This is a genomic window from Herpetosiphon geysericola (assembly GCF_001306135.1).
GTDB classification, from domain to species: Bacteria; Chloroflexota; Chloroflexia; order Chloroflexales; family Herpetosiphonaceae; genus Herpetosiphon; species Herpetosiphon geysericola.
In genome coordinates this window covers 35,176-53,403 of the sequence record NZ_LGKP01000040.1, presented here as the reverse complement: position 1 = coordinate 53,403, position 18,228 = coordinate 35,176, and the positions used below count along the sequence as shown (strand labels likewise).

General features: G+C 51.7%; 19 protein-coding genes. 16 read left to right on the top strand and 3 right to left on the bottom strand.

What is annotated here, in order from left to right:
• Window positions 1-2: 2 nt before the first annotated feature.
• The 14 genes from SE18_RS24135 (at window position 3) to SE18_RS24070 (ending at window position 14,591) form a co-directional block, all read left to right on the top strand.
• The gene (locus tag SE18_RS24135; protein ID WP_054537047.1) at window positions 3-1,598 is read left to right on the top strand and encodes a hybrid sensor histidine kinase/response regulator; all 1,596 of its coding nucleotides are present in this window, start codon (window positions 3-5) and stop codon (window positions 1,596-1,598) included.
• Between the two features lie 6 nt (window positions 1,599-1,604).
• On the top strand, window positions 1,605-2,315 hold the full coding sequence (locus SE18_RS24130) for a response regulator transcription factor (RefSeq protein ID WP_054537046.1): 711 nt from the start codon (window positions 1,605-1,607) through the stop codon (window positions 2,313-2,315).
• Window positions 2,316-2,391: 76 nt separating this feature from the next.
• A complete protein-coding gene (locus tag SE18_RS24125; protein ID WP_054537045.1) occupies window positions 2,392-2,709 on the top strand; it encodes a response regulator in 318 nt (105 codons plus the stop codon).
• A 508-nt stretch (window positions 2,710-3,217) separates the two neighbouring features.
• Entirely contained in the window at window positions 3,218-3,652 is a 435-nt protein-coding gene (locus SE18_RS24120) for a chemotaxis protein CheW (protein WP_054537044.1), read from the top strand.
• Entirely contained in the window at window positions 3,645-4,064 is a 420-nt protein-coding gene (locus SE18_RS24115) for a chemotaxis protein CheW (RefSeq protein WP_054537043.1), read from the top strand. Before SE18_RS24120 ends, SE18_RS24115 begins: the two co-directional genes overlap by 8 nt.
• A gap of 22 nt (window positions 4,065-4,086) precedes the next feature.
• Window positions 4,087-5,589, top strand: a complete 1,503-nt coding sequence (locus SE18_RS24110) for a methyl-accepting chemotaxis protein (RefSeq protein WP_054537042.1) — start codon at window positions 4,087-4,089, stop codon at window positions 5,587-5,589.
• Between the two features lie 15 nt (window positions 5,590-5,604).
• Window positions 5,605-7,911 (top strand): hybrid sensor histidine kinase/response regulator, encoded by a 2,307-nt coding sequence (locus tag SE18_RS24105; protein WP_054537041.1) that lies wholly within the window; start codon window positions 5,605-5,607, stop codon window positions 7,909-7,911.
• Window positions 7,912-7,961: 50 nt separating this feature from the next.
• Window positions 7,962-8,321, top strand: a complete 360-nt coding sequence (locus SE18_RS24100) for a response regulator transcription factor (RefSeq protein ID WP_012188282.1) — start codon at window positions 7,962-7,964, stop codon at window positions 8,319-8,321.
• Window positions 8,321-9,403: a chemotaxis-specific protein-glutamate methyltransferase CheB gene (gene cheB / locus SE18_RS24095; protein ID WP_054537040.1), complete on the top strand. Its 1,083-nt coding sequence runs from the start codon at window positions 8,321-8,323 to the stop codon at window positions 9,401-9,403. Before SE18_RS24100 ends, cheB begins: the two co-directional genes overlap by 1 nt.
• Window positions 9,400-10,857, top strand: a complete 1,458-nt coding sequence (locus tag SE18_RS24090; protein ID WP_054537039.1) for a CheR family methyltransferase — start codon at window positions 9,400-9,402, stop codon at window positions 10,855-10,857. Before cheB ends, SE18_RS24090 begins: the two co-directional genes overlap by 4 nt.
• 4 nt (window positions 10,858-10,861) lie before the next feature.
• Window positions 10,862-11,959 carry a PP2C family protein-serine/threonine phosphatase gene (locus tag SE18_RS24085; protein ID WP_054537038.1) on the top strand — a complete coding sequence of 366 codons (1,098 nt, stop codon included), beginning with the start codon at window positions 10,862-10,864 and terminating at the stop codon, window positions 11,957-11,959.
• A 10-nt stretch (window positions 11,960-11,969) separates the two neighbouring features.
• Window positions 11,970-13,526, top strand: a complete 1,557-nt coding sequence (locus SE18_RS24080) for a tetratricopeptide repeat protein (RefSeq protein WP_054537037.1) — start codon at window positions 11,970-11,972, stop codon at window positions 13,524-13,526.
• A complete protein-coding gene (locus tag SE18_RS24075) occupies window positions 13,523-13,942 on the top strand; it encodes an ATP-binding protein (RefSeq protein ID WP_054537036.1) in 420 nt (139 codons plus the stop codon). The genes SE18_RS24080 and SE18_RS24075 overlap by 4 nt, the downstream gene beginning before the upstream one ends.
• Window positions 13,943-14,225: 283 nt before the next feature.
• Window positions 14,226-14,591, top strand: coding sequence for an STAS domain-containing protein (locus SE18_RS24070; protein WP_054537035.1), 366 nt, complete (start codon window positions 14,226-14,228; stop codon window positions 14,589-14,591).
• A 96-nt stretch (window positions 14,592-14,687) separates the two neighbouring features.
• Here SE18_RS24070 and SE18_RS24065 read toward each other — a convergent pair whose 3' ends face one another.
• From SE18_RS24065 to SE18_RS24055, 3 genes are all read right to left on the bottom strand, one after another.
• A complete protein-coding gene (locus SE18_RS24065; protein ID WP_054537034.1) occupies window positions 14,688-15,707 on the bottom strand; it encodes a ferritin family protein in 1,020 nt (339 codons plus the stop codon).
• A gap of 66 nt (window positions 15,708-15,773) precedes the next feature.
• Window positions 15,774-16,310 carry an HAAS signaling domain-containing protein gene (locus SE18_RS24060; protein WP_054537033.1) on the bottom strand — a complete coding sequence of 179 codons (537 nt, stop codon included), beginning with the start codon at window positions 16,308-16,310 and terminating at the stop codon, window positions 15,774-15,776.
• Window positions 16,294-16,629, bottom strand: a complete 336-nt coding sequence (locus tag SE18_RS24055) for a PadR family transcriptional regulator (protein ID WP_054537032.1) — start codon at window positions 16,627-16,629, stop codon at window positions 16,294-16,296. Before SE18_RS24055 ends, SE18_RS24060 begins: the two co-directional genes overlap by 17 nt.
• 183 nt (window positions 16,630-16,812) lie before the next feature.
• Between SE18_RS24055 and SE18_RS24050 the strand changes: the two genes are divergently transcribed.
• Together SE18_RS24050 and SE18_RS24045 are read left to right on the top strand one after the other, a co-directional pair.
• A complete protein-coding gene (locus tag SE18_RS24050; protein WP_054537031.1) occupies window positions 16,813-17,169 on the top strand; it encodes a hypothetical protein in 357 nt (118 codons plus the stop codon).
• Window positions 17,169-18,209, top strand: coding sequence for a Gfo/Idh/MocA family protein (locus SE18_RS24045; RefSeq protein ID WP_083470133.1), 1,041 nt, complete (start codon window positions 17,169-17,171; stop codon window positions 18,207-18,209). The genes SE18_RS24050 and SE18_RS24045 overlap by 1 nt, the downstream gene beginning before the upstream one ends.
• Window positions 18,210-18,228 lie beyond the last annotated feature (19 nt).

Genomic DNA, 18,228 nt, shown 5'->3' with positions numbered 1-18,228 from the left:
GAATGCAAGCAACACCCGAACTAATTTTGATTGTGGATGATCAAACCACCAATGTGATGGTGTTACAGCGTATGTTGGAACGCGCTGGCTATGCAACCGCCTGTGCTCGCAGCGGCTTCGAAGCCTTGGAAATGCTCGAACAGCAAGTCCCCGATTTGATTTTGCTTGACGTCATGATGCCTGAAATGGATGGCTATCAAACCCTGCAAGCCATTCGCGAGCGCAACCATCTGCCGTTTATCCCGATTATTTTTGTTTCGGCCAAGCAAACCACTGCCGACACAGTTACGGGCTTGGATCTTGGCGCCGACGATTATGTGACCAAGCCAGTTAATCGTGATGAATTGCTGGCGCGCATGCGGGTGCTGTTGCGCTTGAAGCACACCCGCCGCGCTTTGCACCGTGAACAAGAACGGCTGCGCTTTCTCTATCGCGTTTCGCAAACCTTACATCGCTCATTGGATATTGATCAGGTGTTACCCGAAGCCTTGAATGCGATTAACGAGCTGCTGGGAGCTAGCCGTGGCAGCGTTTTGTTGCTCGATGATCAAAATCGGGTTTGGCGGCGCATTCTGTTTCGGCCACATTTACCGCCAGCAGAGGCAGAGCAAGCGATTGAGGCGGTGCTGCGCGAAGGGCTAGCCTCGTATGCCTTGCGCACTGGCGAAGTCCAAATTGTCGAAGATGCCCAAAACGATCCACGCTGGAAACATTTTTATGATGATCGCGAGGAAATTGGCTCAGCGCTGGCCTTGCCATTGCATAATTATGCCCAAAATACGATTATCGGCGTGTTTATTTTGGTCCATCCACAGCGCAATTTCTTCAAGACCGAGCTAGAAACCTTGATCAAAGCCCTGACTGATCAATTGAGCGTTGCCCTGACCAACGCGGCGGTCTACACGCGCTTGCGTGAGGCCGAAGATAGCCGCGACGGATTTATTCAGATGTTGACTCACGACTTGCGCGCGCCATTGGCGGGCATGGTTGGCTGCTTCGATGCCTTGATGACAACCCAACTTGATGACGATGGCAAATTGTTTGTCGAGCTAGGTTTTCGCGCTGGCGCAGCGCAACAACGCCTAATCGACGATTTGCTTGATGTGTACAAAGCAGAAGCTGGGCGCTTGGTGCTGAGCCAAGAAACCACCAGCCTTGAACGAATTGGCGAATTGCTGAGCGAGCAAGTGCTGCCAATTACGGTTGAGCAACAACTGACATTCGAGCTAAATCTGCCTGCTGCGCCATTGGTGGTGCTTGATGAGCATAAAATGGTGCGCGTCTTGGCCAATTTGGTTAGCAATGGCATCAAATGGACCAAGCCAGGCGGTACAATTCGGGTGATTGGCACGGTTGATCAAGCGGCCAAATTAATTACGTTGTTGGTTAGTGATACTGGGCAGGGCATTGCCACCGAAGATATTCCACATATTTTCGATAAATTTTACCAAGGACGGACTGCTGCACAGTCGCGCGGCACAGGGCTGGGCTTGACCTTCTGTAATTTAGCAGTTGGCGCTCATGGCGGCACAATTAGCGTTGATAGCCAAGTAGGCAAGGGGACGACCGTCACCATACACCTACCTTGGAAGGAGTAAGAGCCAATGCCAGCACGATGGCGGATTTTGGTGGTTGATGATGATACGATTATTCGACGGACTTTGGTGAGCAATTTGCTCAACGATGGCTTTGAAGTGATGGCGGCAGAATCAGGCCAATCGGCGCTGGCGATGGTCGAAAGCTCATGGCCCGATTTGGCGATTCTCGATTTGATGATGCCTGGCATGACCGGATTTGAGCTGTCTGATCGCTTGCGGCGCTATGTTGAAATTCCGATCATCATGTTGACTTCAATTTCCGATGAAGCTACGACCGTGCGCGGGCTGGAGCAACACGCCGACGATTATATGACCAAGCCCTATCGCTACCCAGAATTGCGGGCGCGGGTCAACAAGCTGCTGACCAAATCGTATGAAGGTGGCTTGCACCCAGGCGAGTTGATTGTGATAGACGAAGATTTATCGGTCAATTTCGGCCAACATATTTTGATGCGCAAAGGCGAAGCAATTCCCTTGGAGCCGATTGAGTTGCGAGTGTTGTATTTGTTGCTGCAAACGCCAACTGTGGCCGTAGCCACTACAACCTTGTTGCGCAAAGCGTGGGGCTTGGGTGAAGAGGGCGATCAATCATCGTTATGGGTGCGAATTCGCTCATTGCGCACCAAACTTGAGGACAACCCATCTAAGCCAATCTACCTCAAAACCGTGCGTGGAGTGGGCTACGTCTTTGATGTCCAACCGCGGCGGGGCTTGTAATCTGACTCGTAAACTTGTGTGCTTATAGTGATGGTGATGGTTGCCGAATTGATCCATCACTATAAGGATACTTTGTATGCGAATGACTGTTTTGCTCGTCGATCCTGATCAAATTACCCGAACCATTATGCGCTATCACCTTTGTCGAGCAGGGTACACAGTCTACGAAGCTGATAGTTCGCTGCTGGCTGAACAATTAAATCAGCAATATCAACCACACTTTGTCATTCTTGATGAAGCGATTTCGAGTGAACCACGCAATGCGTTGAACTACGCCGCTCATCAGAACTATATTCTGCTGACCGATTTACCCCAACCGCAAACGACTGGCTGCCTGAGCCTTGCCAAGCCAATCACTGGCCAGCACTTGATCTCGCAATTACAAACGTTGTAATTCAAGGATGAATTATGAGGGATGAAGGATAAAGCCCAAGTCAGAAGGCAAAAGCCATGCGTTAAAAACTGATCCACGAAGCGCACAAAGAGCACGAAGTTTGCAACCACGAAGATCGCGAAGACCATTTTAGCCACAGATTGACACAGATGACCACAGATTATATTCCCAGAGCCACAAGCTAATAGCCAATAGTCACATGTTTTTAGCCACGAATTCCACGAATTCCACGAATTCCACGAATAATCTTCCGCTAGCCACAAGCCAATAGCTTAGAGACTGATCCCTATGTTCTATGTTCTATGTTCTATGCTCTTTGTTCTGTAGACCCTCATCCTTCATAATTCATCCTTGAATTACTTGGTTTAGTACGCTTGACAGTTGGGCTACCTTGCGACTATGCTAAGCTACGATTTGCTGCTTTAGAATGCGCCATGTGTGGTGATTTGGTCGTTGGTTGCGTGGTATTTGGCCAAGCTATCAGCATTGAATCATGAGGGAGCCTGCTGTGAGCCAAGTTACGGATCAATTGGCGCAATTTGTGGTTTTTATCCTCGATCAAGAACGCTTTGCCTTGCCAGTCGAGCAAGCCCGTGGCATCGAGCGTTGGCGCACGCCAACCAGAATCCCAGGCACGGCGGCGGCGATTATGGGCATTATCAATCAGCGTGGCGTATTGCTGACAGCGGTTGATATGCGGGTTATCTTGGGCATGAAGCCAATTACGCCAACCCGCCGCAGCCGCTTTTTATTGGTTCACGAACAGATTGACTGTGCAATTGCGGTTGATCAAGTGCTCGATATGTTGCAGCTTGATTTAAGTTTGGCTGAGCCAACGCCGCATCGCGGCACGGTTGCCAGTAGAGGCTTGCTGCCAACGCCATTTGGATTTGCAACCTGGCTTGATCTGGCGGCGCTGCTTGGGTCGATCAACAATGGTTAGTCCAGCAGTTGTCAGCGATTTGTATCCGCTGAGTGTCGGTGATCAAACGCTCTTAATTCGCCAAACTGCCTTGGTAGGGGTGGATTATGTTGCTAATAGCGGGCAACCAATTCGCCGCGTGATTCAACACGGCAACCCAATCGACGTGATCGATTTAAATCAGTGGTTGCAACAGCCAATTGGCGAACAAGCTAATCGCTTAGCCTTATTTGTGGCTGGACGAGCAAGCTTGGCCGTAGTTGTTGATCAATTAGGCGACCCGATTCGGGCCGCACTGACCGTGCAACCATTGCCAAGTTTAGTTTCCGATAGCTTGCTCGACCCCAGCATTTTGGGCATTATTATGCTCGATGAACGTCCATGCCTCATGCTTGATCTCGAACTGTTTGTGCTGGTACACGCAACGCGCTAGACCAGTGCCAAGGAGTCTGCTCATGGCGAATTTAGGTTCGCTTTTCTCGCTCGATTTTACGAATTTGGCTGACCGCCGCCGCGTGATTATGCGGATTGTCGCCTTGGCTGCCTTGGTCGTGCCCTTGTTAGTAACCTTGGTAGCGTGGATCTACGAGCGCAATAATCCTCAATTGTGGAATGCCCTCGGAGTGCTATTTGTTTCGATGGGCGCGATTTTGCTGGTCGCCTTTTTTAGCCTGCGCATGATTCGCCAAGGCCAAGAACAAATTGCCACCTATGTGCTGATTGGCACGATTTCGCTGGCTGCTTTGGCATGTGCTGTGCGCTATGGCGGGATCGATCAAAGTTTGATCATTTCGTTATTGCTGGTGATGCTGTTTATTGTTGGTTTGGTGGCAACCTGGCGCGAAATTGTGGCCTATGGCATTTCGATCACCTTTGCTTATGGTATGTTGCTGCTGCTCAAAGATAATCTCGGCTCATTCAGAGTTCCCGAAGGTACGTTAACTGCTGGTGATGCTGGCGTGTATGGCGTTGGCGCTGTGCTGTTTTTTGTGGGTTTGGCCACAACGATTGTGCTAACCACGATTTTCAGCAAAGCCTTGGCCGAATATGCGCTCAAAAGCGAGCAATGGACTGCCGATTTGATGCGTGCCAACGAGCAGTTGATCGAGAAAAATATCCAGCAGATTGAGCTTGGCACCGATCTTTCGTTTGCTGCCACCGAATTGTCGGCAGCCTCGCAGCAACAAGCTTCGGGCGCAACTGAACAAGCTTCGGCAGTCGCCGAAGTTTCATCAACGATTGAAGAATTGGGCTTTACCGCGCGCCAAATCGCTAGCGCCTCGGATCAAGTCAGCATTGCCGCCCAACAAACCTTAACCTCATTGGCCATGGGCCAGCAATCGGTTGATGAAGCGATTCAAGGCATGGAACGGATTAAGCAACGAGTGCAAGAGGTTTCATCGCGGGTCTTGAGCTTGGGCGAACGTTCGCATCATATTAGCGAAATTATCGCCTTGATTGACGATGTTTCCGATGAAACTCACCTGTTGGCTTTGAATGCGGCGATTGAAGCTGCTGGGGCTGGCGAGCATGGTCGACGCTTTGCGGTGGTTGCCGCCGAAGTCAAGAGCTTGGCCAACCGTACCTTGGCTGCTTCGCGCGAAGTCAAAGATGTGATTGCCGAAATTCAGGCTGCAACCAATGCCTCGGTGCTGGCGACCGAAGAAAGCGTCAAAGAAGTTGTTCAAGGGGTCAACTTGGCGCATCGGGCAGGCCAAGAAATGGATTCGATTGTGGTGTTGGGTGAACATACCGCCCAATTGGCCCAAGAAATTAGCCTAGCGACTGCTCAGCAACAAACTGCATCCGAGCAAGTTGTCGAAACCATGCGTGAAATTGCCGAAGTCTCACGTCAAACGGCTGCTGGTTCGCGCCAAACTGCCGATGCAGCATCCAAACTCACCGCGATTGCAAACCGTTTGCATTCGTTGGTCAACATCGAGGCCAATACACGCTAAGCGAGGAGCTATCGCATGGGCGGTTTTGATTTATCAGCATTTTTTGGCCAGTTTCGCGAAGAAACTGAAGAGAATGTGCGGGCCTTGACCACAGGCTTGTTGGCCTTGGAGTCAAACCCAGGCGATCGCGAAGCGATTGATACGATCTTTCGGGCGGCTCATACGATCAAAGGCTCAGCCCGCATGCTCGGCCAAATTGATATGGGGCGTTTAGCGCATTCGATGGAAAGCTTGCTTTCGGCTTTGCGCAGTGGCATGCTGGCCATGAATGCAAGCATTAACGATGTGCTGCTGGCTAGTGTTGATGTGCTGTTGGCTTTGAATGCCAACGTCAATGAGCCGCCGCCGACTGATCCAAACGTTGATATGTTGGTCGAGCAGCTGAATGCTTTGGCTGCTGGCGAAAGCCTGCCAGCTGCGCCACCGACCAAAAAGCTAGCGCCAATTGTTGAGCCTGTGGCTGAACCAGAACCCGAGCCAGTGCCAGTTGTGCTTGAGCAACCCAAGCCTGAGCCAGCCCCAGTTGTCGCGCCCCAAGCACCGAAAAAAGCCAGGCCTACGGGCGAAGCTCCAAAGCTGATCAACACTACGCGTTCAACAGTGCGCGTGCCAATTTCACGCTTGGATCGCTTGTTGAATACTGCTGGTGAGTTGGTTGTCACCCGTCAGTTGCATCTTGAGCATGTGGCCGATCTTGAAGCCTTAGATAAATTGCTGAGCAAAAGCGAACGTCTAAGCCAACAACTGAGCGAGCGTTTAACTGGTCAGCGCGTGACCTTTCAGCAACGGCGTGAGGCTAGCGAACTTGCGAGCCAATTGCAGAATCTGGCGCAATCGACGCGCAACCAATTGCGTTTGCTCAGCGAACGTTGGAGCAGCCATAGCGCTGCCAGCGAGGCCTTGGTCGATGAACTTGAGGCCGAGGTGATGGCAACGCGCTTGCAGCCAGTCGCTGGTTTGTTTGCGCCGATTCCGCGGGCAGTGCGCGAATTGGCGCGCTCGTTGGGCAAAGAAGTTAATTTAATCACCGAGGGCGAAACCACCGAGGCCGACCGCAAAGTTATCGAGTTGATGGCAGATCCGTTGCTGCATTTGGTGCGCAACGCACTTGATCATGGGGTTGAAACGCCCGAAGATCGGATTAAAACCAACAAGCCTGCTGAGGCCACCTTGCGCTTGCAAGCACGCTCGTTGGGCGGCACGATTGAAATTATCATCAGCGACGATGGCCGTGGCATTGATCCAGCGGTGATTCGCGCAACAGCCATTAAGCGTGGGATTATCGATGCTGAAGCGGCTGCTCGGTTGCGCGCTGAAGAAGCCTTGGAATTGATCTGGCAGCCTGGTTTTTCCACCAGCGCAATCATCACCGATGTTTCTGGGCGTGGCGTGGGCATGGATGTTGTGCGCGCCGCTGTGAGCGAGGTTGGCGGACGAGTTGATGTGCATTCAGTGCTTGGCCAAGGCACGACCTTCACCCTCATTTTGCCAATTACCTTGCTGACTACACGGGTACTGTTGTTTGATGTGGCTGGAACAACCTATGCCTTGCCATCGACCGCCTGTTTGGGTGGGCGGCGGGTTTCTGGGGCGCAGATTCAAATGGTCGAAGGTCGGCCAAGCGTGCGCGTCGATGAGCGGAGCGTGAGCATTGTGGCGCTTGCGCCCTTGCTTGAGCAACGCGGGCCGTTGCCCCAGCCATCGGATATTTCCAATTTGGTGGTTTTGGGGCCAGCCAATCGACCTTTGGCCTTGCTGGTCGATAAATTGGTTGATGAACGCGAAGTAGTGGTTAAATCGTTGGGCGCACTATTGCATGAACAGCGTTTATGCACTGGGGCGATTGCCCTACCTGATGGGCGTTTGGTGCTGGTGCTTAATCCGTTGGCGATTGCGGCTCGGGCGCGCGAATGGGGAAAACCAGTGGCTTTGCCAGCGCCAAGCAAACGTCAGCCAGCCAAATTGCTGGTTGCTGAAGATTCGTTTACCACCCGCGAACTACTACGCTCGATGCTCCAATCGGCGGGCTACATCGTCGAGACCGCAATTAATGGCCAAGATGCGCTTGACAAGCTCAACCTCAATTCCTACGATCTGCTGGTAAGCGATGTTGAAATGCCGTTGCTGACTGGCTTTGAGTTGACCCGTCGGGTGCGTGCCCATGAACGTTTGCGCCAACTGCCAATTATCATTATTACAAGCCTAGCCCGTGATAGTGATCGGCGTGAAGGCTTATTGGCTGGCGCACAAGCCTATATCGTCAAAAGCCAGTTTGATCAAAGCAACTTGCTCGAAACGATTCATCAATTACTTGGCCGCTAAAGTAGCTTGGCCTTGCTTACTGCCAATCTTTCCCTGCGAGGAGTTTTTCAATGAGTGAACGAATTTTAGTTGTTGACGATAGCAAACTGGTTACCGATATTGTCAAAATGCGGCTCGAAATGTATGGCTATGCTGTCGATTTGGCCTATAGCGGCGAAGAAGCGCTGCAAAAAATCGGCGATCTCACGCCTGATTTAGTGGTGCTGGATGTGCAAATGCCTGGGATTGATGGCTACGAGGTTTGCCGTCAGTTGCGTGCCAATCCTTTATTTGAAGAATTGCCAATTATCATGTTGACCTCGATGGATGATAAACGGGCAGGCTTTGAGGCCGGAGTCGATGATTATCTCAACAAAGATCTTGATTTGCTCGATTTGCCCAATCGCGTCAAACTGTTGTTGGGTATGTAATGATGCCAGGGCCGCTTGCACCAATTCGCGTCTTAGTTGTCGATGATTCGGCGGTTTCGCGCCGAGTCATCAGCACTATTTTAGCCAGTGATTCAGCGATTCAAGTGGTTGGCGAGGCCCGCGATGGGCGTGAGGCGGTGCAGTTGGCGGCAGCCTTGCAACCAGATATTATCACGATGGACGTGCGTATGCCGGTGATGGATGGTTTGCAGGCCACTGAAGAAATTATGGCCTATCATCCCACGCCAATTCTGGTGATTACCTCATCGCTGACCCGTCATGATCGCAATTTAACCTTTCAGATGCTCAACGCCGGAGCTTTGGAAGTGTGGGAAAAACCCACCGATTTAACCCTTGCCCAAGGTGAAGCCAATCGGATGCGCCTATTGGAGCGGGTTAAGATGCTTTCGCGGGTCAAAGTCGTAACCCATTTACGCGGGCGTCGGCGCAAATCGCCAACTACCGAAACCAATATTCCCTTATTGATGGCCGCAATTAGCCCACCAAGCCAACGCTGGTTGATTGTCGTCGGTGCTTCGACAGGCGGCCCACGCGTGTTATACAAACTCCTGCATAGCCTGCCTGCGAGCATCCCCGCAAGCATTATCATTGTGCAGCACATCGCCGAGGGATTTGTTGGTACAATGGTAGACTGGTTGGACAATCATTCGCCCTTGAAGGTGGAATTGGCACAGCATCGCATGAGTTTGAAAACTGGCCACGTTTATGTTGCCCCCGATACCCATCATTTGCGCATCGATGGCAACTGGACGGTGCATCTTGAGTTGCAACCTGATAATTTGTTGTATCCGTCAGTTGACGTAACCATGCAATCAGCTGCCAAGGTTTTGCCCAAGCAAACGATTGGCGTGCTGTTAACTGGCATGGGCCGCGACGGCGCCCAAGGGTTATTGGCCTTGCGGCGGGCAGGCGCTCGCACAATTGCCCAAGATCGTACAACCAGCGCGATTTGGGGCATGCCGCGTGCCGCAGAGGAGGTTGGGGCTGCGATGGAATTTTTGGCCGCCGATTTGATTGCGCCGCGTTTGGTGGCGCTGCTCAGTGAAGCTGAACGTCGATGAGTGAGTTAAGCACTGAACAATGGACGATCATCCGCGATTATCTCGCTCGCCGAGCGGGCTTGTATCTCGATGATAGTCGCATGCGCCAAGGGCGCATGTTTGTTCAGGAACGCTATCGCCAATTGCAAATTAGCCCAGCAGCCTATACGTTGCGGATTCAAGACCCGACCAATGCAAGCGAGGTGCAATGGTTGGCTGAGCGCTTGGCCAATCACGAAACTCAATTTTTTCGCAACCCAGCTCATTTTCGGGCTTTGCGCGAGCATATTTTTCCTGAACTTCAGCGAGTACGTTCGCCGTTGCGTCCGCTGCGTTGCTGGAGCGCTGGCTGCTCAACTGGCGAGGAACCTTATAGCATGGCCATGGTTGCCTTGCAGCAATGGGGCAACCCGCCAAGCCGCCCAATTTCGATTTGGGCCACCGATTTAAGCCATGTGCCGCTTGAGCGGGCGATTGCTGGCGAATATCGTGGGCGTTCGTTGGCTAACGTTCAATCCGACTACAAACAATGGTTTGAGCAACAGCCCAATGGGTCGCTGCGTGTCAGCGAAGCAGTGCGATCCTTGGTACAATTCGAGCAGCACAATTTGCTTGACGCCCTGCCGCATTGGGCCTATCAGCTTGATGTGGTGTTTTGCCAAAACGTCACCATCTATTTTCAGCTCGAAACATGTCGCCAGTTGATCGAACGGATCTATGCGGCGATGGCGGTTGGTGGCTATTTGCTCTTGGGCTTTTCGGAATCGCTGTGGGGCATTTTTGATCGCTTCGAAACGGTCGAGGTGGCTGGCGCATTTATCTATCGCAAAGGCGATGGCCAACCCAAGCCACGCCCAACGGTCGAACGGCCAATTACCAAGCCACTTGATAAGCCTGTTGAGCCAACTCCGGTACGACCACGGCCAAGTACGCGGCCCAGCGTTAGCGTTGATGTGCCAAAAGTGCCTGATGTAGCCAGTTTGTTGGCCGAAGCGCGTACCTTGCGGGCACAAGGCCAACAGCGACGCGGCTTGAGCCTTTTGGCAACTATTGCGCCCAATCAGCGCCAGCCAGCAATTTTGGCCTTGGCGGCGCAATTGCATGCTGACCTTGGCCAAAACGATCAGGCTGCTGCTGAAGCCCGCCGCGCCTTAGAACTTGATGTCTTGCAAGATGCCGCCTATGTGGTGCTGGGCATGATCGAGCTCAACCAAGGTGCGTGGGATAAAGCGATTAATTATTTGGAGCGTGCTAGCTATTTGGTGCCCGAATCGCCGACAATCGCTTTTCATTTGGCCGAAAGCTATCGCCACCAAGGGCGCGAAACCGCAGCCTTACGTTATTATCAACATGCCTTACGCAAGTTGGCCCAACATTCAAGTAGCACAGTCATTGACGGCATCGCAGTTGGCTGGTTGCGTTCAGCCTGCGAACGCTGGATTGGCAGCTTAGAAGCCAGCCAAGGAACATTTTAATCTTATGCAAAAAGTACAGCCAGTAATCTATAGTTCACTGCTTAGTCACCGTGCTCATGGTCGGGTGGCGATTCCGCTTGAGCCAGCATTGCCTGCGCCAGTGCCCGAAGCATCAGTGCCCGACCAACGTCAAGCTGAGTTGGAACAAGATTTGCAATTGGCGCGTGATTTGCAGCAAGGCTTGATGCTCGAAACCGTGCCGCGCTTGCCCGGCTGGGAGCTAAGCGCAGTCTCATTGCCAGCTCGTGAGCTTGGCGGCGACCTGTATGATTTTCTGGCGGTGAACGGCTCGCAGGGGATTATGATTGGCGATGTGAGCGGCAAGGGCTTGCCAGCGGCTTTGCGCATGGCGGTAGCGCGCACGGTCTTTCGGGCCGAAGTGCGGCGCGGTCAATCGCCAGGCCACACCCTGGCTGCAGTTAATAATATTTTGATCGAAGAAATGCCCCAGGGCATGGTTACGATGCTGTATGCATTAATCAACCCGCAAACTGGCATGATGCAATTGGCAAATGCTGGTCACAATTATCTGATTGTGATCAATAATCAAGTTGTTGAAATCGAAACGTCAGGTGTGCCGCTCGGCGTGATGGAGATCGATTGCTATACTGAATCCACCTTGCAACTGAATTATGGCGATTCAGTCATGTTGTACACTGATGGCGTGGTTGAAGCGACCAATGAACATCAAGTTTTATATGGCTACCCACGCTTTCAAAGCCTTTTACAAACAGTTGGCCACCTTAAGCCACGGGCGTTGATGGCCCGCGTGCTCAGCGAAGTTCGCGCTTGGACCCAAGGCCAACTCAAACACGATGATGTGACGATGGTGCTCGTGCGGCGACGTTTGGCCAATTTGCTTGATGAAATGCATAGCATTGTGGCCGATGTGGTTGGGCCAATGACTGCTGATGAATGGTGGCAAAGCTTAGCGCTTGTTGGCGCAAGCCGCACGCCCGACCAGTGCCTAGAGCTATTGCGTCCGTTGAATGAAATGGTTGCCAGCCAATTTGGCCGTGGAATTGCCCGCGAACTTCAAGCGCAATTGCGCCCAGTGATCGAAGAATATCGCTTGCTCCAATCCACCAAAGGATCGTCCTAAGGGAACTGTTATGACTACCAATGTTGACACGCTCAATGTAATGCCGCTGGACCTCGATACCTTTGCTGGGAGCGAGCGTTTTATGGCTGGAACGCGCTTGGGTGCTGCGTTTGGACGCGGGATCAAAGCCTATTTGGCCGCCAATTATCCTGATGCAATCGAGCATTTCAAAACCGCGTTGATCGCGGCCTATGTCGAGGGCGATGAGAAATCGCAAATTTATGATCGTGAGCGGGCGATTATTTATTTGTATATTGGCAATGCTTGTGCGTTTCAAGATGATTGGCCAACTGCCCAGCGTGAATATTTGGAATCGGTACAAACCGATCCGCAACTAGCCGAGGCGCACTACAATTTGGGCGTGGCTTTTGGGGCGATGCGCCAAATCGATCGCGCAATTGGTGCGTTCAAGGAAGCGCTTGAGCATAACAATGGCTTGTACGAAGCCCATTTTGCGCTTGGCCGCGCCTATCAAATGCTCGACGATGCTGGTCGGGCCTATATTCATTTTACCTCGGCCCGTGAGTTGCGTCCCTATGCTGGCGAACCTTTGTATTATATGGGTTTGATGCACCAAGCCCATGGCGCTCACGAATTGGCCCAGCGCTGTTTTGCCGAGGCGCTGCGCGTTGAACCAACCTTTATCTCGCCCAGCGTTGGCCCCGATGAAGTGCTGGTGAGCAAATCGGAGCAAGAGGTTGCCAATTGGTATTACCGTTTGAGCGATGACCTTAAAGCTCAAGGCTACGACGAAGATGCTAAGCGCATTTACGAAGCCTTGCTCAAATGGCGGCCAACCGAACAGCGGGCGCGCTATTTGCTTGGTAATTTGTTGGCGCGGGCGCGGCGCTGGGAATTGGCGTTTCAAGAGTATGGCCAGATTCCACCGCAAGATCGCTATTATGTTGATGCGCGGCTCCGCATCAGCGCAATTTTGCGTTTTCAAGGCAAACATCGCGAGGCCTACAACCATTTGTATAGCACCGCCAAATTGCGCCCCAACGATGGCCAAATTTTCTTACAAATGGGCAAGCTGCTCTATGATTTAGAAAAACATCATGCCGCCATGCGGGCCTTTGAACGTGCGGTACAGCTCTTGCCCAAAGATCCCAATGCCTACTATTTGCTGGGCTTTATGTATACCGTGTTGGGCCACGAAAGTTGGGCCTTGGCTGCTTGGCGTAAAGCGGTGGAATTAGCACCGCATGCGCATTCGCTACGCTACGATTTGGGCTATATGTACACGCGGCGGCGGCGCTACGATTTGGCATCGCGTGAATTTAGCCATGTGCTGATGCACTGGCCCGATGATATTGAAACCACTTTTATGCTGGGCACCTGTTATAAAGAAATGCTCGAACCAGCCCAAGCCATCCCGTTATTTGAAAAAGTGCTGCGACGTAACCCACGCCATACCCAAGCACTGTATTATCTGGGGGCATGTTATCTCCAAGTTGGCAACAGTTCCTTGGGCAAAGCCTACCTTCGTCGCTATGAACATCTGATCAATCAACAAGAACAATTACCCCAAAAGGGCCGCGCAATGGCCCGTGGAGGTTCACGATGAATCGGATTCACCTTAACATTCCATCTGACTTGGTTTTTGAGCGGGTTGTGCGGGCTAGTGCCGCCGAGCTTGGCAGCACCATGGGCTTTCCGCGCGAGCGCGTCGAAGATCTCAAGCTCGCAGTGAGCGAAGCCGTCACCAACGCGATTGAGCATGGCGGTGGTGGCGGCGTGGCTGGCTCGGTTGAAGTCATTTTTTCGCTCCACGCCGATCAACTAGAAGTTGAAATTATCGATCATGGCAAAGGCATCGAGCACTTCAACACCGAGCGCCGGGTGGTCGAGGAAGATAATCTCGAATCAGGCATGTTGCGTGGCTTTGGCTCATATTTGATCAGCGAATTGGTCGATCAATATGAGGTGCAAAGCTCTGGCACTGGCACCAGTTTGCGGCTGCGGATTTTCAAAGCAAAGTAGCGAATGGGATTGGGGGCTGGGGATCAGGGGTCGGGGGCTAGTGTTGATCCACGAAGGACACGAAGCGCACGAAGAATAGAACCGCAAAGATCGCGAAGAACGCGAAGGGCAATCGGTTTTAGGCTTCATCTCTCATCCCTCATCCTTCATCCTTCATCCTTATCAATGCTCTATGTTCTTTGGATCTGTCATCAAAATTTCATGCAGCTTGGTTGCCAAAAATCGCTTGCTCAACTATGATCAGGGGAGAGTTGGCCGCGTTGACCAACCTAGGAGATCTATTATGAGCGACGTACAATCGGTAATTCGCCGAGAAGAGTGGGATGATGTCGTGCTGTTGCATATTCTGACCAACAGCGTCGATGCCGTTTCGGCGGCAGCGATCGAACATGCTTGTACTCACATGAAACCAATTACGGTTTTAGATTTTGCCGATGTGGCCTTTATCAACTCTGCTGGCATTTCGGTGTTGCTGAAGTTTGTGGTGGCTGCGCGCAAGAATGGCTATAAAGTCTTTTGTCTCCATGTTAGCCCTCATCATCAAAAAATCTTCAAGATGGTGGAGATGACGCGCTTTATGCCAGTGATTGAAGAACAAGATTTGGCGGCCTACACCAACACCCAACAATCATCAATCTCCAATTCTTAACGTTCTTCTTAACCATTTGTTGTTCGGTGAATGCTGGGTTAAACAACAAAGCGCAGGGATTCAATGCTCCCTGCGCTTTGGGCTTTAAGTAACGTCTTAGGCGGCTTCAACTTCGGCGTCTGGCTGCATTGAAATCACAAACTCGCCATCGCGGCCAATTGCGACGTGCTCAGGGCCAAGGCCGGTTGGCAAAAGCTTGGCGTGTTGCACGGCCCGTTCGAGCGCGCGTTTGTTGTTAAAGCCCATGGCATCGAGCACGGGGTTGGCAACAAAACGACCATGCTTGAGTGGCGTGTAAAGCTTGGTGCGTTCCAAGGAGGCTTTCAGTTCCTCTGCATTGGGCAAAATATGCAGCGCTGGCATGTTGAAACCATTCAGCACCCGAAACACCATATCGAGCGTTTCATAGGGCAAATAGCGCTTGTAAATATCGATCACCCGCAAAAACATGCCGTGGTGGGCAATTTCATCAACGCCAACAATTTTGAAGGCTGCGGCTGCGCCAATTTGCTTGCCGCGTTTGCGTTCTTCTTCGGTGCTGTGCTCGGGCAAGCCATATTCGCTGCGAATCCGTTTGCGCAATTCTTCATAATTGAAATAGGTAGCGCGTTCTTGGACCATGGCATAGGCGGCAACACCTAAGGGCGTGTCAAAGCCAGGGTGATTTTCATACATCGTCCAGCGATGCTCGGCCACTTTATCGCGATAGCTTTCTAATTGCTCTTTGGTGCGGCGGCCTGAGTGCAACAGTACTAATTCCCATGCTTCTGCATGCTTCGATTCTTCAGCACCCCATTGCAATTGAATATTGCGCCGTTCGCGTTTACCATGCACAATGTTGATCGTATCCTCGACATAATCGCCAACGTAATCTTCAACGCCGAGGAAACTTTCGACCAAGGTTACGGTATCTTCGCTCAGCAGATGACCATATTGCTCCATCTCGCGCAAGGGCAAATCGTCCCATGGCAACCAATTGCGGGTTTTGACAGCTTTGCGAAAATATTCGATATAGGCTAATTTTACTTCTTCGGCAATCGCCCGTTCGCGGGCTTCGCGCGTCCATGGGCCATTGATAACTATGGGAGTGATAGGGGTTTGTTGTTCGTGTAACACAGAGCTACTCCTTGTTTTAGGCACACTAAAGAAACCCCGCTCGAACGGGGCAGCCACATTAGCGGCTTAATACGTCCGTTGTAGTCGGGTTCCTGTCCACAACAACAAAGGGCCGAAGATGAGATAGAAACTACTGAAACTAATTACCGATGGCAGGCCGATTAATGTCAGGCCGGTGCTGCCACTCCAAAAGAGCCATTGGCCGACCGTTTGTTTTGGCAGCCAAATTCCTACGACTGAGAGAATTGAGCAGACCACGGCTGTGCCGCCAAGGATGAAGGCCAAAAGATTGCCATCGATCCATGGAAAGATAAACGAGAGCACAATTGCAATGCTGGCAATCACGGTTGCGATGATCATCATCGTGCGATGTTTGGCGGCCTCGCGTTTGGCCGAGCGATGAATCCGCTTGAGCTTGCGCCCAATTTGATCGGCCTGAAACGGCAAACCTAAGCGTAATGTCTGATCATCAGCAGTGGGATCGGCAGCGGCATCGTCGTAGTGCGAACGAAGCTCGCGCAGAATGGCTTCACGTTCGGCCAAGCTGAGCGCTGCTAATTCATGTTCAAGTTCAGCAAAATAGCTATCATTGGGACGGTGCATCGGAGACCACCTTTGAAACTGCGGCACTAAATCGACTCCATTGGGCGCGACGTTCGTCTAAGACAGCTTGTCCAGCTGCCGTTATCCGATAGTAGCGGCGGTCAACACCGTCTTCACGGCGTTGCCAGAAGCCTTCAATCATCCCTTCTTTTTCCAATCGATGAAGCGCAGGATACAACGAACCCTCTTTCAGATCAATTACATCATCGGTGAGGGCACGGATTTCCTTCGCGATCAGGTAGCCATACATTGGGCCTTGCTCAATGAGTGCCATCAGCATCAAACCGAGGCTACCTTTAAGAAGTTCACGTTCAAACATAGGCTACCTTGTGATAAAGGATACTTTGTTATACAAGGTATAGAATAATAGATCTGAAGGCTGCTTGTCAAACATGGAATTATGGCCCATGATTAACCATAATCAATCGGAATTGGCTCGGAAGGCATGGCCCATTGTGTGCTACAGTATTAACCGCCATGCTTTGACTTAGAGGAGCACGTTATGACTGGTGTTGATTGGCTCGTTTTCGGCTTTTTAGCGGTGTTTGCTGTTCTTGTGTTGTTTGTTTTTCGCAAGCGCTGGCAAGGTGCGTTGGGCTGGCTAACCCTCGCAACTGCCTTTGTGAGCGGCTTGGTGTATACCCGCAATGCTGAAGGCTTGGTTGGTTCGGTCATTATCGCGGTTGCCGCCGTGATTGGGGTTGGCTTAGTTGGCTTTGATTATTATCGCTTTGAACGTCCAAAGCGCCGCGCCCGTTTGACTGCTGATGATCCATTAACGCCACCATCGCCGTTCAAAATTCGCCGCCGCCCAACTCTCATGCAACGTCGCCGCTTCCAGCGTGAGGCCCGTCATTAATGCAAACGATCAGGTTAGGAGTGCTTGGAGCTGGTTTAGCGGTCAAACATTTACACCTGCCAGCGCTCAAAGCGTTACCGAATTGCTTTCAAATTGTTAGCATTTGCGACCATAATCGGGCAAATGCTGAGGCGTTGGCAGGCCTGCTGGATGTCCACCCAACGATCACTGATTCGTGGGTGGATTTCTTTGCTGACTCGTCGATCGATGCGGTGTTAATTTCGTTGCCAATTCAGCGTAACGCCGAAGCAATTCAGGCGGCAGTGGTTGCTGGCAAACATGTGATTTGCGAAAAACCATTGGCGGCGAATTTGCCGCAGGCCGAAGCGTTGGTTGCAGCGTGCAAACATGCTCCGGTTAAAATCCTGATTGCCGAGAATTTCCACTATCGCGATGATCTTAAACAAGCGCGGGCTTGGATGGATGCAGGCGCAATTGGCGCTGTGGTGTTAATTGATGTGCGTGCAACCTTTTGGAGCGATCCAACCCAAGGCTTTGGCGCAACGCCATGGCGCCACGATCATCAATATCGTGGTGCAGTGCTTGCCGATGCTGGCGTGCATCAAGCTGCTTTGTTGCGCGAAATTGGCGGGCCAATCGAAAGCGCTCATGCCTTCATTAAAGATGTGCATCCGGTACTGCGTGGCCCAGACACGATGGTGCTAAATTTGCGTTTTGCCTCGGGCGTGCTTGGCTCGCTGTGTTTTTCGGGCGCGGTAAAAACCGAACAGCCCTCGTTTGATTGGACGGTAGTGCATGGCACGAGCGGTAGTATTACGATTCGTGGCGATCAGACGACATTATATCGGGCTGATGGTACAATAGAACACTACCAAGCTCGTGATTTGCGTGGTTACGAAAGCGAGTTTCGTAATTTTTACGCGGCGATTGTTGATGATGAGCCAATTGTGGCTACGTTGGCAAGCGCGTTGGCTGATTGGCGCTTAATTATGCGGGCAATTGACGCTGCTGAAAGCAATAGCGTCCAGCAAATCGACCCAATTGTGCCCTTGGCGAGCTTGAACGATATTCAGAATTAAATCTACTGAAGGATTCTGC